At 34.1% G+C, this 22,376-nt stretch carries 21 protein-coding genes and 1 pseudogene; 19 read left to right on the forward strand and 3 right to left on the reverse strand.

What is annotated here, in order from left to right; all coding sequences use genetic code 11:
* Window positions 1–2 precede the first annotated feature (2 nt).
* The 11 genes and pseudogenes from srlE to AC1FXP_RS17435 all read left to right on the forward strand — a co-directional run bounded on the left by srlE (window position 3) and on the right by AC1FXP_RS17435 (window position 8,506).
* Entirely contained in the window at window positions 3–1,031 is a 1,029-nt protein-coding gene (gene srlE, locus AC1FXP_RS17385) for a PTS glucitol/sorbitol transporter subunit IIB (RefSeq protein WP_480063255.1), read from the forward strand.
* 50 nt (window positions 1,032–1,081) lie between these two features.
* Entirely contained in the window at window positions 1,082–1,447 is a 366-nt protein-coding gene (locus tag AC1FXP_RS17390; protein WP_480063256.1) for a PTS glucitol/sorbitol transporter subunit IIA, read from the forward strand.
* Window positions 1,448–1,470: 23 nt separating this feature from the next.
* Window positions 1,471–2,250, forward strand: a complete 780-nt coding sequence (srlD, locus tag AC1FXP_RS17395) for a sorbitol-6-phosphate dehydrogenase (RefSeq protein WP_480063257.1) — start codon at window positions 1,471–1,473, stop codon at window positions 2,248–2,250.
* 165 nt (window positions 2,251–2,415) lie between these two features.
* On the forward strand, window positions 2,416–3,378 hold the full coding sequence (locus AC1FXP_RS17400) for a sugar ABC transporter substrate-binding protein (protein WP_480063258.1): 963 nt from the start codon (window positions 2,416–2,418) through the stop codon (window positions 3,376–3,378).
* Between the two features lie 136 nt (window positions 3,379–3,514).
* A complete protein-coding gene (locus tag AC1FXP_RS17405) occupies window positions 3,515–3,781 on the forward strand; it encodes a phosphocarrier protein HPr (protein WP_332634221.1) in 267 nt (88 codons plus the stop codon).
* A 2-nt stretch (window positions 3,782–3,783) separates the two neighbouring features.
* Window positions 3,784–5,511 (forward strand): phosphoenolpyruvate--protein phosphotransferase, encoded by a 1,728-nt coding sequence (gene ptsP, locus AC1FXP_RS17410; protein ID WP_480063342.1) that lies wholly within the window; start codon window positions 3,784–3,786, stop codon window positions 5,509–5,511.
* A 98-nt stretch (window positions 5,512–5,609) separates the two neighbouring features.
* On the forward strand, window positions 5,610–6,980 hold the full coding sequence (locus AC1FXP_RS17415) for a glucose-6-phosphate isomerase (RefSeq protein WP_480063259.1): 1,371 nt from the start codon (window positions 5,610–5,612) through the stop codon (window positions 6,978–6,980).
* A gap of 189 nt (window positions 6,981–7,169) precedes the next feature.
* Entirely contained in the window at window positions 7,170–7,619 is a 450-nt protein-coding gene (locus tag AC1FXP_RS17420) for a hypothetical protein (RefSeq protein ID WP_480063260.1), read from the forward strand.
* On the forward strand, window positions 7,604–7,960 hold the full coding sequence (locus tag AC1FXP_RS17425; protein ID WP_480063261.1) for a methyl-accepting chemotaxis protein: 357 nt from the start codon (window positions 7,604–7,606) through the stop codon (window positions 7,958–7,960). Before AC1FXP_RS17420 ends, AC1FXP_RS17425 begins: the two co-directional genes overlap by 16 nt.
* 20 nt (window positions 7,961–7,980) lie before the next feature.
* Window positions 7,981–8,385, forward strand: a pseudogene (locus AC1FXP_RS17430) (hypothetical protein); the annotation flags it as partial.
* Window positions 8,386–8,401: 16 nt separating this feature from the next.
* Window positions 8,402–8,506, forward strand: coding sequence for a TetR/AcrR family transcriptional regulator (locus AC1FXP_RS17435; RefSeq protein ID WP_480063343.1), 105 nt, complete (start codon window positions 8,402–8,404; stop codon window positions 8,504–8,506).
* A gap of 197 nt (window positions 8,507–8,703) precedes the next feature.
* Here AC1FXP_RS17435 and AC1FXP_RS17440 read toward each other — a convergent pair whose 3' ends face one another.
* Window positions 8,704–10,083, reverse strand: a complete 1,380-nt coding sequence (locus AC1FXP_RS17440; RefSeq protein ID WP_480063262.1) for an ABC transporter substrate-binding protein — start codon at window positions 10,081–10,083, stop codon at window positions 8,704–8,706.
* A 178-nt stretch (window positions 10,084–10,261) separates the two neighbouring features.
* Between AC1FXP_RS17440 and AC1FXP_RS17445 the strand changes: the two genes are divergently transcribed.
* The 8 genes from AC1FXP_RS17445 (at window position 10,262) to AC1FXP_RS17480 (ending at window position 20,922) form a co-directional block, all read left to right on the forward strand.
* Window positions 10,262–11,761 carry a response regulator gene (locus tag AC1FXP_RS17445; RefSeq protein WP_480063263.1) on the forward strand — a complete coding sequence of 500 codons (1,500 nt, stop codon included), beginning with the start codon at window positions 10,262–10,264 and terminating at the stop codon, window positions 11,759–11,761.
* A gap of 14 nt (window positions 11,762–11,775) precedes the next feature.
* The gene (locus AC1FXP_RS17450; RefSeq protein WP_480063264.1) at window positions 11,776–13,521 is read left to right on the forward strand and encodes a sensor histidine kinase; all 1,746 of its coding nucleotides are present in this window, start codon (window positions 11,776–11,778) and stop codon (window positions 13,519–13,521) included.
* A 311-nt stretch (window positions 13,522–13,832) separates the two neighbouring features.
* A complete protein-coding gene (xylB, locus tag AC1FXP_RS17455) occupies window positions 13,833–15,320 on the forward strand; it encodes a xylulokinase (RefSeq protein ID WP_480063265.1) in 1,488 nt (495 codons plus the stop codon).
* Window positions 15,321–15,360: 40 nt separating this feature from the next.
* Entirely contained in the window at window positions 15,361–16,752 is a 1,392-nt protein-coding gene (locus AC1FXP_RS17460) for an ABC transporter substrate-binding protein (RefSeq protein WP_480063266.1), read from the forward strand.
* Between the two features lie 79 nt (window positions 16,753–16,831).
* Complete coding sequence (locus AC1FXP_RS17465; RefSeq protein WP_480063267.1) at window positions 16,832–17,722, forward strand: carbohydrate ABC transporter permease; 891 nt, start codon at window positions 16,832–16,834, stop codon at window positions 17,720–17,722.
* Window positions 17,719–18,600: a carbohydrate ABC transporter permease gene (locus AC1FXP_RS17470; RefSeq protein ID WP_480063268.1), complete on the forward strand. Its 882-nt coding sequence runs from the start codon at window positions 17,719–17,721 to the stop codon at window positions 18,598–18,600. The genes AC1FXP_RS17465 and AC1FXP_RS17470 overlap by 4 nt, the downstream gene beginning before the upstream one ends.
* Before the next feature lie 146 nt (window positions 18,601–18,746).
* Complete coding sequence (locus tag AC1FXP_RS17475; protein WP_480063269.1) at window positions 18,747–19,814, forward strand: NAD(P)-dependent alcohol dehydrogenase; 1,068 nt, start codon at window positions 18,747–18,749, stop codon at window positions 19,812–19,814.
* An 811-nt stretch (window positions 19,815–20,625) separates the two neighbouring features.
* Window positions 20,626–20,922, forward strand: coding sequence for a hypothetical protein (locus AC1FXP_RS17480; RefSeq protein WP_480063270.1), 297 nt, complete (start codon window positions 20,626–20,628; stop codon window positions 20,920–20,922).
* 83 nt (window positions 20,923–21,005) lie between these two features.
* Here the strand turns inward: AC1FXP_RS17480 and AC1FXP_RS17485 are convergent, their stop codons facing one another.
* Together AC1FXP_RS17485 and AC1FXP_RS17490 are read right to left on the reverse strand one after the other, a co-directional pair.
* Window positions 21,006–21,479, reverse strand: coding sequence for an ABC transporter substrate-binding protein (locus AC1FXP_RS17485; protein WP_480063344.1), 474 nt, complete (start codon window positions 21,477–21,479; stop codon window positions 21,006–21,008).
* 23 nt (window positions 21,480–21,502) lie between these two features.
* Window positions 21,503–22,318 carry an AraC family transcriptional regulator gene (locus AC1FXP_RS17490; RefSeq protein WP_480063271.1) on the reverse strand — a complete coding sequence of 272 codons (816 nt, stop codon included), beginning with the start codon at window positions 22,316–22,318 and terminating at the stop codon, window positions 21,503–21,505.
* Window positions 22,319–22,376: the final 58 nt, after the last annotated feature.

Below are 22,376 nucleotides of genomic sequence, written 5' to 3' on the forward strand. Positions count from 1 at the left end.
TAATGTCAAACTACAAATCAGCAGTTGTTCATGCAGGTCCTGGTGGTTTCGGTGGGCCATTAAACATTATTGTAAATGAAAAGAAAAACAAAGTTGTCTATATTACTGGTGGAAATCAACCAGATATTGCGAAAAAGCTTGCAGAATTAACCGGAGCACAACTAATTGATGGATTTAAAACGAAGGTACCTGATGAAGAAATGGCCTGCGTGATTATAGATTGTGGTGGAACGTTACGTTGTGGCATTTATCCACAAAAAAGAATTCCAACGATTAATATCATGCCAACTGGTCAAAGTGGACCGTTAGCAAAATTCATAACAGAAGATATCTATGTTTCAGGGGTTAAAATTAATAACATTGAAACAGCTAATGCAGAAATAAATAGTGTCGAAGAAAAAGAGAACGCTTCTGTCGGCGAAACAGAAGCGCAAGAAAATAAAAATAAACAATTCAAGTATAGCACAGACAAAAAAATTAGTGAACAACAGAAGCCAAAAGGCCTAATGGTTAAAGTAGGGATGGGAATAGGTAACTTTACAAGTACGCTGTTCCAAGCGGGGCGTGACACAATTGATACCGTTTTAAAAACAATCCTTCCTTTTATGGCATTTGTGGCTATGCTTATCGGGGTAATCTTAGAATCTGGTATTGGGGATGTATTTGCAAATTTCCTTTCACCATATGCAGGTTCGTTACCAGGGTTACTACTAATTTCACTAGTTTGTTCATTCCCACTTTTATCACCATTTTTGGGACCAGGAGCGGTCATTGCACAGGTAGTCGGAGTGTTAATCGGTACGGAGATTGGACAAGGAAATATCCCTCCACAACTTGCTTTACCGGCATTGTTTGCGATCAATTCACAAGCTGCAACTGATTTTATTCCTGTGGGATTAGGGTTAGCAGAAGCGGAACCAGAGACAGTTGAAGTAGGGGTACCCGCTGTATTATACTCGAGATTTTTGACTGGGGCACCAACCGTATTTGTAGCGTGGCTGGCGAGTTTCGCAATTTACACAGATTTTTAATAAAAAAATTATATTACAAGTAGAAATAAAAAAAATAGCAGGTGGAATTTATGAGTGGAATCTATTATACAAATGTAACAAGTATTGGACCTATGGCAGCTACTTTCTATGCAGATAAGATGATCATTCTTTTTAAAAGTGACGCACCAGAAGAATTAAAAGAGTTCTGTATTATTCATGAGAAGAATGAGTTAAATGGAGAAATAGTAGTTGGAGATACTTTTAAAATCGGTGAAACAGAATACAGAGTGACTGCTGTTGGTAGTGCAGTTAATCAAAATCTAGGTAATCTTGGACATATTACTATTAGGTTTAACGGAAGTTCAGAAGCAGATTTACCGGGAACCCTTTGTTTAGAAGATAAAGTGATTAAAGAAATTACCGAGGGCGAAACATTAGAAATAGTTCGAAAATAAAGATAAATAGGAGTGGAGAAAACATGACTGTACAAAAAGTAGCAATTGTAGCCGGTGGAGGTCAAAATCTAGGAGAGGCACTTTCTTATCGTTTGGCAGAGGACGGATATAATGTTGTGGTTGCAGATCTTAATGGAGAAAATGCCAATACTGTTGCAGCTGAGATTGAATCAAAATTTAATAAAGAAGCAATTGGTATTAAAGCCGATTTAACAAATGAAGCCGAAGTGGCAGCTATGGTGGAAAAAACCGTTTCTAAATTCGGACAAATTGATTTACTCGTTTATAATGCGGGTTATGCAAAGAGTTCAAAGATAACTAATTTTGATTTAACTGCATGGGAAACGTCTATGGCTGTCAACTTAACAGGTTATTTCTTATGTGCTCGTGAAGTATCAAAGGTGATGATCGAACAAGGGTACGGAAACATCATTCAAATCAACTCAAAGTCGGGTAAAGTAGGAAGTAAGCATAATTCTGGTTATTCTGCCTCTAAATTCGGAGGAGTAGGTTTAACTCAAAGTCTAGCGTTAGATCTGGCAGAGCATAACATTCGTGTAAATTCAATTATGCCAGGAAATCTATTAAGCTCTCCTATGTTCCAGAGTTTACTCCCGCAATATGCAAAAAAACTCGGAATTCCTGAGAGTGAAGTAGAACAAGTTTATATTGATAAGGTACCATTAAAACGTGGATGTGAGTATGATGATATTGCCAATGCTGTCCTTTTCTATGCTTCAGATAAAGCAGCTTATTGTACTGGACAGTCGATAAACGTTACTGGTGGGCAAGTAATGTTTTAATAACTAAAAGCAATTTAAAGAGTCTCCCACTTAACTAGTATAAGAAGAGACTCTTTAGATTGAGTTATAAGAGAACGTTTCGTCTGAATAAATAAAATTGTTATCAGAATCTCAGGTGAAAAATTTAAAGTTCAGTATTTTGAAAATCGTGGGGGAAATAAATAAGTGTTTAAGGGGAAAAGACATTATAAATTTCAACTGCTTTTCGCTGTCACTCTTCTAAGTTTATTAATATATAGTGTAAGTTCCTTAAATAATGACAAACCAAGGGTGGTTGTTGTTTTAAAAGCTTTAGAAACAGAATCAGAATATTGGAAGATATTAAGTCAAGGAGCTAAAAAAGCCTTTAAAGATTTTAACGTTGAAGGTCAAATATTAGGTACTGCCAATTTACAAGTCACAGAACAAATAGAAATCTTAGCAGATGTTTTGGAACAGAAACCTGACGCATTAATTGTTGCTCCTATACAACCTACTCCGACTATATCCGTTTTAAAAAAATATCAAAATAAAAATATTCCTGTACTACTTGTTGATACTGAACTAGATTGGTATGGTCAGACAATGTATATAGGTACAGATAACCATAGTTTAGGTGTAAGATCGGGTCAATTATTAGGATCTATGCTACAACCTGGCAATCAAGTAGCGCTTATACATTCAACTAACGTTAATCCGGATATGGTGAAAAGGTTGAAAGGCAGTAGAGAATCATTAGAAGCGATTGGAATTAAGGTTGTAATGGAAAGCGCTGCCGATAGTGAATCGGGAGAAGTAGAGAGAGCAATTGATGAAATTATTAGGTTGTATCCTAACATTGATGGTGTATTTGCTGCTAATGATACAATTGCAATTAATTCCTTGAATCTGTTGGAGGAAAAAGGATATAACATTCCAGTTGTTGGTACAGACGGTACAATGAAAATGCTAGAGATAGTTGAAGAGGGAAGGATTAATGCTAGTATCGCTCAAAATCCATATGATATGGGATATTTAAGTGTCGTGTATGCAATTAGATCCATTGAAGGAGAGCTCGGTACTAAAAGAGTTAATACTGGGATAGATATTATTACAAAAGAGAATTCGGTAACTAAAATAAATTTCTTCTCTAAAGATGTCTTGAAATGACTGAATAATTAAAATGATTATTATGAAAATATGTGGGGAAGTACACGTTTTTTACTGATGTATTTCTATTAGTAGCACTTTGAGATATTTACATTATTGGGGTATCTTTAAAATTTTTTAAAGGGTGGAAGAGAAAATGGTAGAAAAAACATTTACAGTTATTGATAAAACAGGTATCCATGCTCGACCTGCAACAATGTTGGTTAAAGCAGCAGGTCAATTTGGTAGTGAAGTCAACCTTGAATATAAAGGAAAAAGTGTAAACTTAAAATCAATTATGGGTATTATGGCTCTAGGGATCCCTTCAGGAGCTGAAATAAAGGTAGTAACAAAAGGTACAGATGAAAATGAAGCACTAGAATCTATCACTGAGACATTAGTAAAACAAGGGTTAGCCAGATGAGGATCGAGAATATTAATGGTATTGGGGCGTCAGCAGGGATAGCAATCGCAAAAGCTTATTGCTTAGAAGAACCAGAGTTTAAAATAGAAAAAAAATTAATAGAAGATGCTGAAAGTGAACTTAAACGCTTCGAGGGTGCGGTAAACCAATCCAAAACAGAACTTCAAAAAATAAAGGAACATGCAAATCGAGAGTTAGGTACTGATAAAGCTGATATATTTGAAGCGCACTTACTAGTGCTAAGTGATCCAGAATTATTAAACTCAGTAAAAGAAAAAATTGAAAACGAAGGGCTTAATGCTGAAGTAGCAATGAAAGAAGTCGCTGATATGTTTGTTTCTATGTTCGAATCAATGGAAAATGAGTATATGAAAGAACGTGCAGCAGATATTCGAGATGTAACAAAACGAGTTATCGCTCACTTGTTATGTGTTCAAGTCCCAAATTTAAGTTTGGTTTCTGAAGAAGTCGTAATCGTTGCGGAGGATCTTACGCCTTCGGACACGGCTCAATTAAATCGTAAATATGTCAAAGGTTTTACGACCAATATTGGTGGGAGGACTTCTCACTCAGCGATTATGGCACGGTCCATGGAAATTCCTGCTGTTGTAGGAGCAAAAGTAGTAACAACAGAAATTGAAAATGGTGCATTAGTAATTGTTGATGGTATAGACGGAACCGTGATTGCGAATCCTTCCTCAGAAGTATTAAAGAAATATGAAGAGAAAAAGACTCTGTTCGAAGCGCGAAAAGCAGAGTGGGCGAAGCTTAAAAATGAGAGAACGGTTTCATCAGATGGCTACCATGTAGAGCTAGCTGCTAATATTGGTACTCCTGAGGATGTTAAAGCAGTCCTTGGAAACGGTGGGGAAGGTGTTGGACTATACCGTACAGAGTTCCTTTATATGGGTCGAGATCAACTACCAACAGAAGAAGAACAATTTGAAGCGTATAGAACGGTACTAGAATCTATGGAGGGAAAACCTGTTGTTGTACGCACACTTGATATTGGTGGAGATAAAGAGCTTCCTTATTTAGATCTTCCGAAAGAAATGAATCCTTTTTTAGGGTTTCGTGCCCTACGTCTTTGTCTAGAAATGCCAGACTTATTCCGTACTCAGCTTCGGGCTTTACTAAGAGCGAGCGTTTATGGAAACTTGAAAATTATGTTTCCTATGGTTGCAACATTAGATGAGTTTCGTGAAGCCAAAAATATCTTGTTAGAAGTGAAAGAGCAAATCAAGGGTACTGGTAGTGCTGTATCCGATGATATTGAAATAGGTATAATGGTCGAAATTCCTTCTACCGCTGTAGCTGCAGATTTATTTGCGAAGGAAGTTGACTTCTTTAGTATCGGAACCAATGATTTAATTCAATACACAATGGCTGCAGACCGTATGAATGAACGAGTTTCATATCTTTACCAGCCATATAATCCAGCTATTCTTCGATTAGTAAAAATGGTTATTGATGCTGCGCACAAAGAAGGAAAATGGGTAGGAATGTGTGGAGAAATGGCAGGAGATGAAGTGGCTATCCCGATTTTACTTGGACTTGGGTTGGATGAGTTTAGCATGAGCGCGACTACTATATTACAGGCAAGAAGTCAAATTAGTAAACTATCAAGAGTCGAAATGAGCAATGTATTAGAACAAATTCTAAATATGAAATCAGCTCAAGAAGTGGAAGAGTTGATTAAAAGAAAGTTTTTTGACTTGATAAGCTATTGATAATGGAAGCAAACGAATCATCTTAAGCTTATAAGAGATTAGATCATGAAAATGAAAATCTCAAAAATATAAATCGGAGCAAAGGAGACTGAAAAACAATGCCTGTTTCTTTTAACTATTCAAACGCATTACCATTTATGAAAAAATCTGAGGTGGAGAACCTACGAGATTATGTTTCAGTAGCCCATTCTCATTTACATGAAAAAAAAGGTGCAGGTTCTGATTATCTTGGATGGATTGACCTTCCTAATAACTACGATAAAGACGAATTTTCAAGGATCAAACTAGCTGCTGAAAGAATCCGTGCTAATTCTGAAGCGCTTATTGTGATAGGAATTGGAGGATCTTATTTAGGTTCACGTGCCGCTATTGAGTCATTATCGCATACGTTCCACAATCAATTGAACGGTACAACACAAGTGTATTTTGCTGGGCAAAATATTAGCTCTACTTATGTATCTCATTTGTTAGAGTTGTTGGAAGGTAAAGATATTTCAATTAACGTCATATCTAAATCTGGCACAACTACTGAACCTGCTATTGCTTTCCGTATTTTCCGTGACTATCTTGAACAAAAATACGGCAAAGAAGAAGCGAAAAACCGTATTTATGTTACGACAGACCAAGAAAAAGGAGCGTTGAAGCAACTAGCGACCGAAGAAGGTTATGAGACTTTTGTTATTCCAGATGACGTAGGTGGAAGATTTTCCGTTCTGACTGCAGTTGGCCTTTTACCAATTGCTGCTGCTGGCCTCAATATTGATCAAATGATGGATGGAGCCGCGGCTGCTGCTCGTAAATATAATAATCCTGATTTATTAACAAATGAATGTTACCAGTATGCGGCTGTAAGAAATGCGCTTTACTCAAAAGGAAAGTCCATTGAGCTATTGGTAAACTATGAGCCATCTCTTCATTATGTATCAGAGTGGTGGAAACAACTCTTTGGGGAGAGTGAAGGAAAAGATCATAAAGGCTTGTTTCCTGCTTCTGTTGATTTCTCAACAGATTTACACTCCTTGGGACAATATGTTCAAGAGGGTCAACGTAATATGATTGAAACAGTAATACAGGTTAAGAAACCAAAGGCTGAAATAACCATTCAAGAAGACCCAGCTAATACCGATGGTTTGAACTTTTTAGTTGGAAAAACTATGGATGAAGTAAATAAAAAAGCGTTTCAAGGTACAGTGTTGGCCCATGTGGATGGCGGAGTACCAAATATGGTTATAGAGTTGGATGAAGTAAACGAATTCACATTTGGTGAAATGGTTTACTTCTTTGAAAAAGCTTGTGGAATTAGTGGATATTTGTTAGGTGTAAATCCCTTTGATCAACCAGGAGTTGAAGCGTATAAAAAGAATATGTTTGCTTTACTGGGTAAACCAGGGTTTGAGGTTGAGAAAGAAAATTTAATGAAGCGTTTATCTGAGGGGCGGCATGATGTAATAAGCGCCCGAATCCCTTGAGCCACAAGGATTTTCATAAACAAAAAGCAAAATGCTAACTTTTTTGCTAACATAAATAGCCTTAGCGTAGGCTTCCTATGAGTTGACCAAACTTTTGGGAAGCCTTTTTCTTCAATTAATCATATCAACAAGATAGAAGATATAAATCGGGAAATTGATACGTTTGAAGTTTATCAGACCGAGGGTAATATGAATCCCGAATCCGTATCAGCAGAGCTTGAAAAATTTAGAGTGATAGGATATAACTTAAATGTGCAAACACTATATATGGCTGGAATTTTGATTGTTCTTAGTATATTTATTGCACTAATACTGTCTCAAATCATTGTTGTTCCTATTAAAAAATTACTTGGTTCTATTGAGAAAGTAGCATCCGGTGACCTTACAGAAGAGACTGTTTATGAAGTGGCCAAAGATGAAGTCGGAAAGCTTACTCTCGTATTTTTTGAGATAAGAAAAAACTTGCGAGCTTTCTTCGAACGGACAACAGCGACGACAAACGAAGTTACTAAAATTTCCAAACAGTTATCGAATACTTCAGAGAATAAAATTGGGCTACAACATCCGGTATTGCATCAACGATTCGAAATGTATGTAATACATCAGAAGGCACGTTCAATCGTATGGAAGAAAGTATAGATGCAGCAAAACATGTGTATAGTAGTGTAGAAAATATCACCTTCGCAACGGCCTACGCTAGCGAAAGAGCGGAAGAAGCCGCTAAAAAAGCTGAAAATGGTGAAAAGTATATAAAACGAGCGATTGCACAAATTGAAACAATAGATGAAACGGTAAAACAGTCAGCAAATATTATTCAACAATTAGGCGAACGTTCACAAGAAATTAGTCACATTCTCAACATAATTACTTCAATTTCTGAACAAACAACTTTGCTTGCGTTAAACGCAGCGATCGAAGCTGCACGAGCCGGTGAACACGAAAAGGATTTGCAGTTGTTGCAGGTAAAGTTCGTAAATTAGCAGAAGAATCAAGAGCATCAGCGGGTGAAATTTCGGATATGGTTGATGCTATTCAAATGGATACGAAAAGAGCCATTGACGAAATGAATCGCGGTGCGGAGGAAGTAGAAGTTGGTACAAAAGTCGTTCAAGAAATGAGAGATTCTTTTAATAGCATCCCAAAATCAATTGAACAAGTAACGACAGAGATGCTTAATGTCTCAAAATCTACTCAAATAATTGCTATGAATACAGTTCAGTTAAGCGAAGTACTAACAGAAATGGAAAAATCCACACTTGAAAATGCTGAATATTCGCAAAGTATAACGGTTGATACTGATAGACTAATCACAGAAAGCAATGAAATAAAAACATTTGCCCAGAAGATGAATTATCTTGTAAGTGAGCTAAAGCAGGGGATGAGTAAATATACAATAAAGCATTAGTAACACTATCTCAAGAATATGTGAAGGGGCACAAATTTCTAATGGTTCACTTTATAAGTATTTTAAAAACAAGGAAGATTTATTCTTAGTAGTATTAGAGCGTTGTTTAGCTAACCTCTGAACAGTTTGAAGGTATTTCAAAGGCTTTAAAAGAGATGAAAAATTATTATGAAAGTGAAATGAAAAGAAGAGAAAACGGGTCGCCATGGAGAAAGTTACCGACTTTCTAACGCCCTGTAAAAAAGAAGGTAACTTTCTAAGGTGGCAAACCTCTGCATATTTGTTGCAATTCTCTGCACTTATCTTTTGCAAAATACACTAATTATCTGCTTCTAATATGTTATCAATCTTCAATTTTAAAGCATTTAACCCTTCTTCTGAACTTTGATATTCGCCTAACACTATTTTTTGCAAAGTCAGGGACCACTCGTTACTCATTTCAAAAAAATTTGGATGAGGAGTAAAAAGTTCATTTGCATTCTCTAGTGTTTCATTTAAAGTCTTAGTATAACCTTCCGATTCTTGAAGTAAGTTTACAAACTTGGGGTCTTTCAGAACAGAGTTTCTAGCAGGATTAACTAAATTTAATTCAAGAGCACCTTTTTTGATAAATTCCTTTGATGTAAAATATTGAACAAATAGCCAGGATGCTTTTTTCTGTGTAGAATATTCATTAATACCCAATCCCCATGTCCAGATGTTTGACTGAAAGTTATTACCTTCATTTGCTAAGGGGGCTAATGTCCATGCAATATTTCCAGCTTCCGTTGAGTTACCTTTTTGATTTTGATAGTAAGCATTATTATCTGCGTCAAATAACATACCAGTTCTTCCGGCGCCTAAGTCTCCTCCAGCTTCGTACCAAGGATAACTTGCCCATTCAGGTGGTACACACTTTTTTATAAGTTCAGCCCATTGGTCAGTAAATTCAATCGCTTCTTGTGAATTAACTGTAGAAATCAATTTTCCATTCACAATTTTAAAACCTTTGGCTCCATTATTAACAAATGATGTAATATAGCCAGTGGTAAGGCCTGTCCATTTATTTGTTCCTCTTAAACCAAGTGCATATGTGTCGTCATCTTTGTAATCATTTAACATACTACACTGTTGTTTTAACTCAGAAAGAGTTTTTGGTGGACTTATATTCAATTCTGAAAACCATTGTTTATTATAAGCCAAGGAAATAATTTCAAAGCCAATAGGCAACGCCCATGTTTTACCTGTACCTACAGGGTTTCCAGGGACTAAATCCCACTTTAAAGTATTTAATACCGTAGGGTGAAAGTCTTCGGTTGCTAAATCTGGGTTTGTTATTAAATGATTACTCATTAATTCATCAAGGTCTTGCATTAGCCCATTGGAGGCATGACTCCATATATAATATGAACCTGTCATAAAAACATCGGGATTACCTGTTTTTGTATGTAACATGTATGTTATTCTATCAGCATAGTATTCTTCTGGGGAAATAGTGTAGCTTACTTCTATACCTGTTTTTTCTTGAAATCGAGGAAGTTCTTTAAGAATTGCATAGGCATAAGGATGTTGATTAAGTGCTATTTTTATTGTTTCACCTTCCGCAACTTTCCAATTAAAATCAGGAACCTTACTAGGGGCTACTTTACATCCAGTACAAACAATTATTAAGATAACTATCGTACGTAGAGTTTTAATAAATAAATAATGATTTCTCATTTCTCCCTCCCCCTTCTTTTTAGATGGATACATTATCGCAGTTGCTATAAATAGTAGTTGTAGAACAGGTATTAGTACTTATGATATATTCAATTATACAAGAGATAGCTTATATTTGAAAGGGTATTCAAGTTATGGAGATAGATTTGAAGTTGACTTATAACAAAGGGGTTTGCGAATGAAAAGGGTATTAATTGTTGATGATGAGCTTCTTGTTCGAGTCGGATTAAAAACTACAATTCCATGGGAGGATCACGGATATAAATTAGTAGGTGATGCCAAAAATGGAAAAGAAGCTATTGATTTGATTAATGAAAAAAAACCAGACATTATTTTAACCGATATTTCTATGCCGTTTATGGATGGTTTAGAGCTAATAAGGCTAATTAGAAAAAATTATGCTCAAATGAAATTTATTATTTTATCCCATCATGATGATTTCAAATTTGCCCAACAAGCAATAAGTTTAGGAGTTATACAATATATTTTAAAACACGAACTGACAGCGGAGAACTTATTAACAGCCCTTAACAACGCATCTAATGATATGCCCGTTGAACAGTCCTTACTAGCAGATAATAACAAATTATTAGAAGTTTCAGTTGAAAATGAGACTAATAGCAATGCAGAAATGGAAAAGGTTTTACTGAATAATCAATTTTATTTAAACAATGATTTTTATATTATTGTATCTGTTCATATAAATGAAGAGTTTGTAGAAAATAAAAAGATAACATTACAATTTATTAACAATTTGGCATTAGAGTTTTTATCAGATTTGCCCTTCAAATCGTTTATTAATTTTAACGAAAAAGAGATTATTTTTTTACTAAACTTAAAGAAACAAACTACTATCCAGACTATTAAGAAAATAATGCAATCTGTAAATGAAAATGTTAAGAAAATACTAGATATGAACTTGTTAATTGGTATTAGTGAGGTAGGTAATAAAAAAGAGGAGTTCAAGGAGTTATACATTCAGTCTCAACGTGCAAAAGAGCAAAGTTATTTCTCTCGAACAAATGTAATGGTTTACCAAAAAGAATCAGACTATGGCTACGATGAAAAAATCCTGTTTGATAACGATTTATTAGAAAGTTTAGTCGTGAGTGGATGTATAAGGAAAGTTGAAAAATTACTAACTGAACTTTTTCAACATATTGAATTAAGTAAAAATTTCAATAAGTTAGAGTATGTTTATAGTGAACTTCTAAGGTTATTCAATAAGCTATCATCAAAAAAAATTGAACAAGAAATTGGAAATTTCAGTGCTTTTGTAGAGGTTCAACGATTTATTTTAGAACAATATATTAGTTTGTCTAACAAATATATTGGTGGAACAGAAAAATATTCTATTCATATTCAAAAGAGTCTTTCTTATATTAATAAATACTACTCAACAGATTTATCTTTAGCTATGCTTGCTAACTTCTTAGAGATAAATAAAAGTTATCTAAGTTCGCTGTTTAAACAAGAATTAGGAATTAACTTTACTAGTTATTTAACTAAAGTCCGTATAGAAAAGGCAAAAGAACTACTTACACAAACTGATTTTAAAATGTATGAAATAGCAGACCAAATTGGTTTTGATAATCCTTATTATTTCAGTAAAGTTTTTAGAGATTTAACAGGTGTAAATTGTAAGGAATACCGAAAAAGTCATTATAAAAAGGAGTAAGAAAAAGGGGTTAAATGAGAAACTTAAGCATACAAAAACGACTTTTTTTATTAATTACATCATTTATTGTTCTCACATTAGCGATACTAAGTATTGTGGTCTATATCTATTTCTTTCAGAATATGAAAGAAAGGGAACTTGAGTTTGCTACTCGTCTATCAAATGAGACAAAACAAAGTATAGAAATTATCCTTCAAATTGTTACCAATGCATCGATTTCTTTATCTAGGGATGAAAATATCCTCAATGCATTGGAAAAAAGTGTTGATGATACTATACAAGAAGGGAAAGAGGATAAACACCAAATTAACATGATGCTTCAAAACATGGTTCATACTAATGAGTATTTGAGTGGAATGTATATTATTGGAAATAATAATATGTTTTTTTCTAGTGATTGGGGGGTAAACCAACAAAAACTTAGAGAAGTCTATAATATCGACCTACAGGGTGAATTAGTGAAAAATAGCTATTTTACTAGTACACGTAATGAAAATTATCATTTCTTTTCTGATATGGAAGTCATTTCTCTAATGATTCCTGTATTCTCAGATAAAGGAGAAAAAATAGGGTTAATAATAAATGATTTAAATTCAATGTATATTGAAGAAATTCTTGCGACCTCTTCAGCTTCACGTAATGAAAGAGTTCTCGTTGTAAATTCAGAAAATGACCTATTATATACAGTCCCAAATAATGTGAATTTAAGTTATATTGTTTCAGAAATTCCTAATATTTCAACTTTAGAAAAAACTACAATCAATAAAAAAGTGTTTGGTGAAAATAGTATTATTGTTTTAGATTCAATTGACTATACAGATTGGACCATCATTCATATTATTAGTACTGAAGGTATCTATGAAGCTATAAATAAACTAGGATTTATATTTCTAGCTATTTTATTAACATTGATTTTACTTTCTTTTATTACTACATATAGGTTATCAGTCTCATTTACAAAACCTATTGTTCTCTTAAATGAAAAGATTAAACAAGTTGAGAAAGGGAATATGGATGCTTTTATAAATGTGACAAGAACAGATGAATTAGGTCAACTAAGTAGAGCTTTTAATAATATGGTAAAAAAGTTAGAACTTTTAATTAAAAATACTGTTGTAGAAGAAAAGAAAAAAATGGAAATAGAGTTTCAACTCCTTCAATCTCAAATTAATCCCCACTTTTTATATAATACGTTGGACTCTATTAAATGGTTAGCTGTTATGCAAAATGTAACCAATATAAGTGAAATGATAACTTCACTTATTCATCTATTAAGATATAATGTTTCAAGCTCGAAATTTATTGTTACACTAGAAGATGAAATTAAGACTGTAAAAAATTATGTGAATATACAAAAATATCGATATGGTGATACATTCTCTGTGTCTTATAATATAAGTAATGAAGCATATTCATGTTGTGTGTTAAAATTTCTACTGCAACCACTAATAGAAAATGCAATTTATCATGGCATGGAGGCAAATGAAGAAAATGGGGAAATTATTATCCGTGCAAAGGTAGAAGAAGAGTACCTTATAATAGAAGTAGAAGATAATGGTCCAGGAATGGAAGAACAAGTAGAAGACCGTGTTGTATCATACGATAAAAAAAAGATGCACAGTGGTATAGGTCTTCAAAACATCAGGGAGAGAATTCATTTATATTTTGGTTCAACATATGGACTAGTCATAGATAGTGAAAAAGGGAAGGGTACTACTATAATCTTATATCTACCATATAAAATTCAAGATAAGATTTAAATTTTTAGTGAACCTTTTAAATAATCTCTCTGATTATTTAAAAGGTTCTTTTATTTGGTCTTTGTGAAAATTTATAGGTGTTAATGCTACCTATTTAATAAATATTTATAAGAAAGTTAAAAATATTATAAAAAAAGAAAAAATATTGTATTTTTTTATGTGATCACTTCAATTTTATAAAAAGAAACTGTATTAAAACAAAAACGAGTTCATTTTTAAAAACAGATAAGCCACCTATAATTAAATTAATAACTGAGGTAAAATTTCTTTTGAAAGCGCTTCAGTTTCAAGGCGGAGAATAAGGAGGAAAGATGAAGTATTTGGTTGGAATTGATTTAGGGACATCTAGTGTAAAAACAATATTAATGAATACAGAGGGGGAAATAATAGGAAAAGAACAAGAAGGTTTTGAAATTAACATTCCTAAAAAAGGTTATGCAGAACAATCACCAGAAAATTGGTGGAATGCAACAGCAAAGGCACTCCGGAAGATGGTAAAAAAAGCGAATTTAAATCCGTCATTGATATCCGGAATCGGGCTGTCAGGACAAATGCATGGGCTTGTAATGCTTGACAAGAAAGGGGATTTAGTACGTCCGGCAATTATTTGGTCAGATCAACGTTCGAAAGAACAAGCGTCAAGGATTAATGATTTGATACAAAAAGAAAAAGTCACAGATAGTATGTTTAATTCTGTATCGACTGGATTCGCCATCTCGTCCTTATTATGGGTAAAAGAGAATGAACCAGCAAACTATAACTTAACTGATAAAGTTCTTCTTCCAAAAGATTATATTCGCTTCAAATTAACTGGAAAAATAGCAGTTGAAGCCACAGATGCATCTAGTACCCTTGCATTTAATATAAGAGAAAGAAAGTGGGCTTTTTTTCTAACAAAGAAGTTGGACATAAGAGATGAATTATTCCCGAAATGCTATGAGCCATGTGAAATCGCTGGCGAAGTAACAAGAGAAGCTGCAAATCAAACTTACTTAACAGAACAAACTCCCGTTGTATTTGGTGGTGGAGACCAATTTATGCAAGCTATAGGTAATGGAGTAGTTACTCCAGGAGTTATATCGTCAAATATAGGTACAGGTGGACAGATAGCCGTGATGGTTAATAAGCCTCTTTATGATGTTGAATTAAGGACGAATACCTTTTGCCATATTGCACCAAACTCATGGAATATACAAGGGTCGAGTTTAAACAGTGGACTTTCTCTTAGGTGGTTAAAAGAGAAGATTTTGCAAAAAGAAGATAGCTTTAAAACACTTACTACACGAACTGAAAAAATCAAACCAGGAAGTGATGGACTGATTTTTTTACCTTATTTAACAGGAGAGCGCACACCTCATCTAGATCCGAACGCCAAAGGTATATTTTTTGGATTAACTCTTGAACATAGCACAGATCATTTTGTCCGCGCAGTAATGGAAGGGGTAATCTATTCGCTCAGGGATTCTCTTGAAATCATAAAATCTCTAGGAATTCAAAGCGATAAAATTATTGCTTCGGGTGGTGGAGCTAAAAGTAAAGTGTGGCTTCAAATACAGGCTGATATTTTCAATAAACCAGTTTATACAACTAATTCAATTGAAGAAGCAAGTATAGGGGCTGCCATTATTGCTGGAGTTGGTATAGGGATTTATTCTTCTTTAGAGCAAGCTTGTAATAAAATCATTTCTTACGATTCAGAAGTAATGTATCCGAATGAAGAAAATGTATTAATTTATGACAACTATTATAACTTGTTTAAGGAGCTATATAAAAGAAATAAAGAACTTTTTCTAGTATGAAACTTTCGCCTTAAAAATTTAAATCTAAAGGAGAAAACTTATGAAAAAAACTAGTTTGTTAAATTCACTACTACTTTTACTATTTTGTATTATGCTTGTAGCTTGTAGCTCTAATGAAACACAAGAGGAAGTCACTGGGGAAACAGAAGTAAATTCTAATTCTGAAGACGTTACTTTGACAATTGCAGTAGGAAATAACCCTCAAATGCCTGCACTTGAAAAGCTTAGTAAAGAATATACGGAAGAAACAGGTGTAAAAGTGGATTTTGCATTAATTCCTGAGAATGATTTGAGACAAACACTGACAAATCATGCAACTATTGGTGGTGGACAATATGATATTGTTCAAATTGGTTCATATGAAATGGCTTTCTGGGCTGATAATGGATGGTTAGAGGATCTTGAACCTTATTTTGAAAAGATGTCTGATGAAGAGTTAGCTGAATATGACAGAGAGGATTTGTTGCCACCGGTTAAGCAGTCTTTAACAGTTGGTGAAAAGCAATATGGTTTGCCTTTTTACGCGGAGGCTTCAATGATGTATTACAATACTGAAATCTTTGAAAAAGCTGGGATTGAAATACCAACAAATCCTACATGGGATGAAATCTATGAAATTGCTACGCAACTACATGATCCTGCTAATAACCAATATGGTATTACAATGAGAGGTCAGCCTGGATGGGGAATGAATGGAGCAGTATTTGGTTCGATGATTCATGCCTTTGGTTCACGCTGGGTTGATGAAAACTGGGACGCCCAATTTACGAAAGATCCTAATATGGCTAGAGCGTTCGAAATGTATAAAAAATTATTAGTTGATGCAGGTCAACCAAATATTGTGTCAACTGGTTATGCTGAAGCTTCTCAGTTATTTATGGAAGGTAATGCAGCAATGTTTTATGATGCCACTTCTCTTGCGGAAGGGTTCAATAATTCAGAATCGAAAGTTTATGGGAAGTTTGAAATGGGTCTAGCCCCGACAGATGTTAAAAAAGATAATACTGGTTGGATATGGGTATGGGCACTTGGTATTGACCCAAATTCTAAACATAAGCAAGAAGCATTTGATTTCATAACTTGGGCTACAAGTAAAGAATATATTGAAAGAGTTGCTGAAGATTCAGGATGGGGGACAGTTCCTCCAGGAACGCGTCAGTCAACATACGAAAATAAAGATTATATGGCAGAAACTCCATATGCAAGTGATGTCCTTAATTCACTCAATACAATTAAATATGATGAACCATCTGTTGACCCCGTTCCTTATGTAGGTATTCAGTATGTTGGTATTCCAGAGTTTGCTGAATTTGGAACGCAAGTAAGTGAGTATCTTGCCGAATATGTTTCAGGAGCAACTACTCTGGAAGAAGCATTAGAAAAATCTCAAAATGCTGTGGAGACAGCGATTGCCAACGGCGGATATAAATAATTAACTTAATTTTAATAAGATGGGTTAGGAGAAAGTCTAACTCATCTTAATTAATAACTCTTAAAAGGGGGGAACATCTATGGTGAATAAAGGAGTTGTATCCAAAGATAAAACAAAGCTACTTCTGTTGCCAGGAATTATCGTGGTTGTTGTGACGACTCAAATACCGTTCTTGATGACTATTATCTACTCATTTCTTAACTATAATCTTATACGCCCTGATTTAGGGGTTTCGTTTGCTGGATTAAAGAACTATTCCAGAATTTTAACTGATAGTGAATTTTATTCAGTTATAGTAAATACTTTTTATCTTACTGGAGTCTCTCTATTGTTATGTACGATAGTCGGAATAGCAGTTGCCTTGTTACTAGATGGTGAAATTCCAGGAATCAATTTTGTAAGAACACTTATTTTGGCTCCTTTTTTTGTTATGACAACAGTTACTGGTATGATGTGGAAAACATTAATTTTAGACGGTACTTTTGGTTGGTCTGGTCATATTTCAAATGTTTTAGGAGTTAATCTACCTGATTTTTTTTCTCAGTATCCATTAACTTCAATTATGTTATTAATAGTTTGGCAATGGGCGCCATTCTTTGTTCTTGTCATTTTGGCAGGGTTGCAAAACATTCCTGAAGAAATTATAGAAAGCTCAAAAATAGATGGTGCAAGTTGGTTCTCAACAGTAGTGAAAATAAAAATACCTATGCTAACAATGCATATTCAAGTAGCAGTTATGCTAGGTTTGATTTTTATTATCAAGGAGTTCGGACTAATCCATACGACCACTGCTGGTGGACCAGGTGTTCTGTCAAACAACTTAACATACTACGTATTTAAAGTTGTTTCCTTAGGATCTGATGTTGGGCGAGGCGCTGCAATTGCGGTCGTCACAGTTATTTTATCAGTGACAGTTATTACATTACTGTTTAATGCAATTCAGAAACAAAAGGATGGTCAAAAATTATGAATAATACATCTCTTTCTAAGCAGCTATTACCCAAAATAGTTAAACCTATTAATAAGAAAAATATTTCTTATAAAAGCTTAAAAATGTTGTTTGTTTATGCTTTTGCATTACTCTACTCTTTTCCAATCATTTATATGATTCTAACAGCCTTTAAGTCGGAATATGAAGTATCACCACCTTCTTTAATATTTAAACCGACTTTAGAAACCTTCCGAGAAATTTTTCTGAATGCAAGTATTTGGTCAGCACTTAGTAATTCAATGATTATTGTTTCTGCATCAGCAGGTTTAGCACTTTTGTTAGGAGTTCCAGCAGCCTATGCTCTTGTCTTTGCTAAGTTTAAAAAAGCAACTACGTCAAACAGTCTCTATTTATGGTTTATCACGACCATAATATTACCGCCAGTAGCTGTTATTATTCCTATTACTAGTGCCTTTAAAGCTGTTGGGTTATTAGGCTCTCATTCGGGATTAATTCTTATGTATACAGGGTTCCATATACCGCTTGTAATTTGGATGGTCTATTCCTACTTTGCTGAATTACCAAAAGAGTTAATTGAAGCAGCAGAGTTGGATGGGGCTTCAAAAATATCTGTATTTATTAAAATTATGTTACCACTTTGTAAGACAGGTATCATATCAGCTGGTTTACTAGTTACAATCTTTATATGGAATGAATTCTTCATTGCATTGAATTTAGCGGGGAATTCAGCTATTACACTCCCTGTATATATGTCACGTTTCGGCTCTCAGATGGGTTTATTCTATGCAAAACTAGCAGCTTCATCAACACTAGTTATTGTACCAGTTCTCGTTTTAGGATTCCTTTCACAAAAATCACTAGTTAAAGGATTATCAATGGGGGCTGTAAAAGGATAAAAGGTTTCCAGAGTAAAAGATAAAATAAATAATTGTGGGAAATTTAGTTAAAAAAGATGAGTAATGGTAGTTTAAATGTGAGATTTGTTAGAACTTAATTTTAGTAAAGCAAATAATCTAACAAGAACAAGGAGCGTGTTTATTTAATGAAACAATCAATTGAGATTCCAGAAAAAATGAAAGCAGCGTTTATGACCAATCCTATGGAAATCGAGTTAAAGGAAATTGATGTACCGCAGGTCTATGGTGATGAAGTTTTAGTGAAGGTAATGGCTGTAGGGATTTGTGGGTCTGATGTCCACTATTATGAAAATGGTAGGATCGGTACTCATGTGGTAGAAAAACCAATGATATTAGGGCACGAATGTGCAGGTATAGTCGTATCTGTGGGTGAAAGTGTAACAACAGTAAATGTTGGCGATCGGGTTGCAATTGAACCGGGTATTACATGTGGACGCTGTGAAAACTGCAAATCCGGAAAGTATAACTTATGTCCAAAAGTAGAATTTATGGCTACTCCACCATTTAATGGTTCCTTTGTTCAATACGTTAAGCATAGAGAAGATTTTTTATTCCCAATACCTGATCACTTACCATTTGAAGCAGCTGCTCTTATTGAACCATTCTCAGTAGGTATTCACGGTGCAAAACGAGTCAATCTTCAACCGGGTTCAACGGTTGCAATTATGGGAATGGGTCCAGTCGGTTTATTAGCAGTAGTAGCAGTAAAAATCTTTGGTGCTTCTAATATTATAGTGACAGATTTAGAGGAAAAGAGATTAGAAGTCGCCATGGAGTTAGGTGCTACTCACGCCATAAATATTAGGAAAGAAAATGCTAATGAAGTAATTACTACGTTAACAAACCAAAGAGGGGTGGATGTTGCATTTGAAACTGCGGGGAATCCTCTTGCTTTAAAATCAGCATTAAAATCCCTAAAAAAAGGAGGTAAACTCGCTATTATTGGGCTTCCGGCAAAAGATGAAGTAGAGTTAAATATACCTTTCATTTCAGATAATGAAGTAGATATATATGGAGTTTTTCGATATGCCAACACTTATCCCTCAGGTATAGAATTCATGGCATCAAATCCATCGATTGTAAATAAATTAATAACGAATCAATACCCATTAGAAAATACAAAAGAGGCAATGGATCAAGCTCTATATAATAAAAAAGAATCTATAAAAGTTTTTGTTTATCCTAATGGATAACCTCCAACGAATATGTAAAGGAAAATTATAGTTATACTTTAATGCAATAGATGAAAGAATGTGCTATCAAAAAGAGGATTTTCCTCTTTTTGATAGAATGCCTGTGAATCAATTTAATTACAATTTTAAATAATTAAAGTTTCCACGTTGTTAATTTTCACCTCAAAAGGACGAATTGTTAAGAAAGGCATTATAAATTGCCCACTCTCTGATCTTATATCCTATATGTAGGAGTATTTTTAAATTTATTTCACAAGTGTATTTCTTGAATACACTTGTGAAATAACTATGGTCACTAGAAAAGTATTGAGTTTATACGTTTTTAGAGTATAATATTGTTCGAAATATTTTCTTTTGAACTGAAACATGTATGGAGGAGAGATCGGAAAACTATTTTATTTAATAGTATATAAAAGAAAAAAGTAAATATATACACTGTATTGTATTAAAGATAAGAGTAGACTTTGAAGCTAACCTTCATAAGATAACATGTTATTTTATAAATAAAAAGAAAGTCTGTGATACTAATTTGATCCCAGACTTAAATAAATTATGTTTTTAAAAGTGAACTTGAGTTTTTTCACATTTTTAAAAACCGCACTACAATAGGCTTTACGCACACCATTCACCTTACGGAAACAAGTGCCTCGACATTGACAGGGTGGAGGTCACTGGTTCGAACCCAGTACGGGTCATTTCTTTATTTACCAACGTTTGATACTTCAACGTTTAAAACAAAAAGTGAGAAGTTCTTCACTCAAGTTTTGAGCGAAACACTCCGTATTCTGATTACAGAATAGGGGGTTTTTTTATGTCCATTAATTACTTTAATGAGAAAGAGAAAGTCAAGAAACGTCAGCCACACAAACGTAAAGCGGAGAAGGTAATCAAAAAGGAAACTGTGCAGATTATCTTTGAGAAATACCTTGAATTTAAACACAAACAAAATTTACGTCCAGCCACATTAAACAAATTGATAACCAATTTCAAAGGCGTTGAAAAATTTCATTCCTCAAGAACCGAACAACCATTTTATATCACTGACATTACAACCGATTTTATTACTGATTGGGTATATTGGATGAAAAATGAAGCCGTTCGATTTTAAAAACCTCTCCATTTCCTTACCCTTTTCAAAAGCTACTTTCTCAGCCTCAAATGCTTTCATTACATCGTTATCGAATTCTGGAGCTAAAAAAACATTTGAAAAAGATGTGTACCTACTACCCACTTTTCATTAGCTGGCAAAGCAAAAACAGCATCAAGCCCAAGGGCATTTTTTTGTTCATCTAATACCTTTACAGTATTCTCCAAATCGTCTTGAGTTTTAATATCTTCTGCATTAATACCAGCTGCTTCAAAAATTGCTTTATTGTAAATTAAACCATATCCTTCTTGGTTAAACGGTAGTCCTAGAACACTTCCTTCTTTTGTAACACCATCAAATGTACCTTCGACAGCTGCCTCGGCTGCAGCTGTATCAGATACATCCGCTAAATATTGTCTATATTCCTGAATGTCTGTTACTCCACCAAAATTAAAGATATCGGGAGCATTTCCTGATCCAAAGCTTGCCTTTAAAGAGCTCATATAGTCCGTTCCACTACCAACTGTGGTTACATTGATATTGACATTTGGATTCAGTTCCTCATATTCATTGAGTATTCAATATTATCTGATATTCCCTTCTATTGATTTCTTCTGAAGTTAGAAGGGGAAAGGTTTGTATTTTGCTTAAATACTTTTGAAAATTGTTGAGGGTCTTCATACCCAACAGACTGAGCGATCGTATTTATAGGAAAGTCAGTATTTGTTAGTAGTTCTTTAGCTTTGTTAATCCTCACATCTATTAAATACTCTTTAGGACTCATATTTAACTCCTTTTTAAAAAGTCGGTGGAGATAAGTACGGTCAATAGCTAAAGTATCTGCAAGTTCGGATATTTTTATATCTGATTCATAATTATTTCGAATAAATTGCCAAGCTTTTACGAATATTATATTTTTCTTACTTAGTTTATTATCTTTTTCTTCAGTAGGAAAAAGAACGCTTAAATGATATAGAATTTCCAATAATTTCGCATTTAATAATAAATCATTGTCTTCTTTTATAAATGAAAGCTCGACAATTTCACTCATTCTATCTTTAATTGGAGCTCCCTTATCAATATTAAAGATGGGATTAAGTCTAGAAACGCAAGTTCTTTTTAGATATTCTGTAGCGAGTTGCCCACGAAAACCAATCCAATAAAATGCCCATGGATTTACTGAATCTGCTTCATATTTAATAATTCTATCTGGTTCTAAAAAGAAAAAATCGCCTTCTTGAAGTTGGAACTCTGTTCCTTCGCAAGTGAAAATTCCCTTTCCAGAATGAATATAATGCAACATATATCCACTTCTTACTGTCGGGCCATAAGTATGCCCTTTAACTGTTGGATCATACCCTCCAGAATAAAGATATATCTGGTTGTTCTCGTAATGATTATTAAAAAAGTAATGCATAATTCGCTCCCTGTATGGCTACATTTAAATGGGTTTTGTCTACATTTCTCCATTTAAT

It is taken from the genome of Halalkalibacter sp. HAAS-P013, from assembly GCF_056619925.1.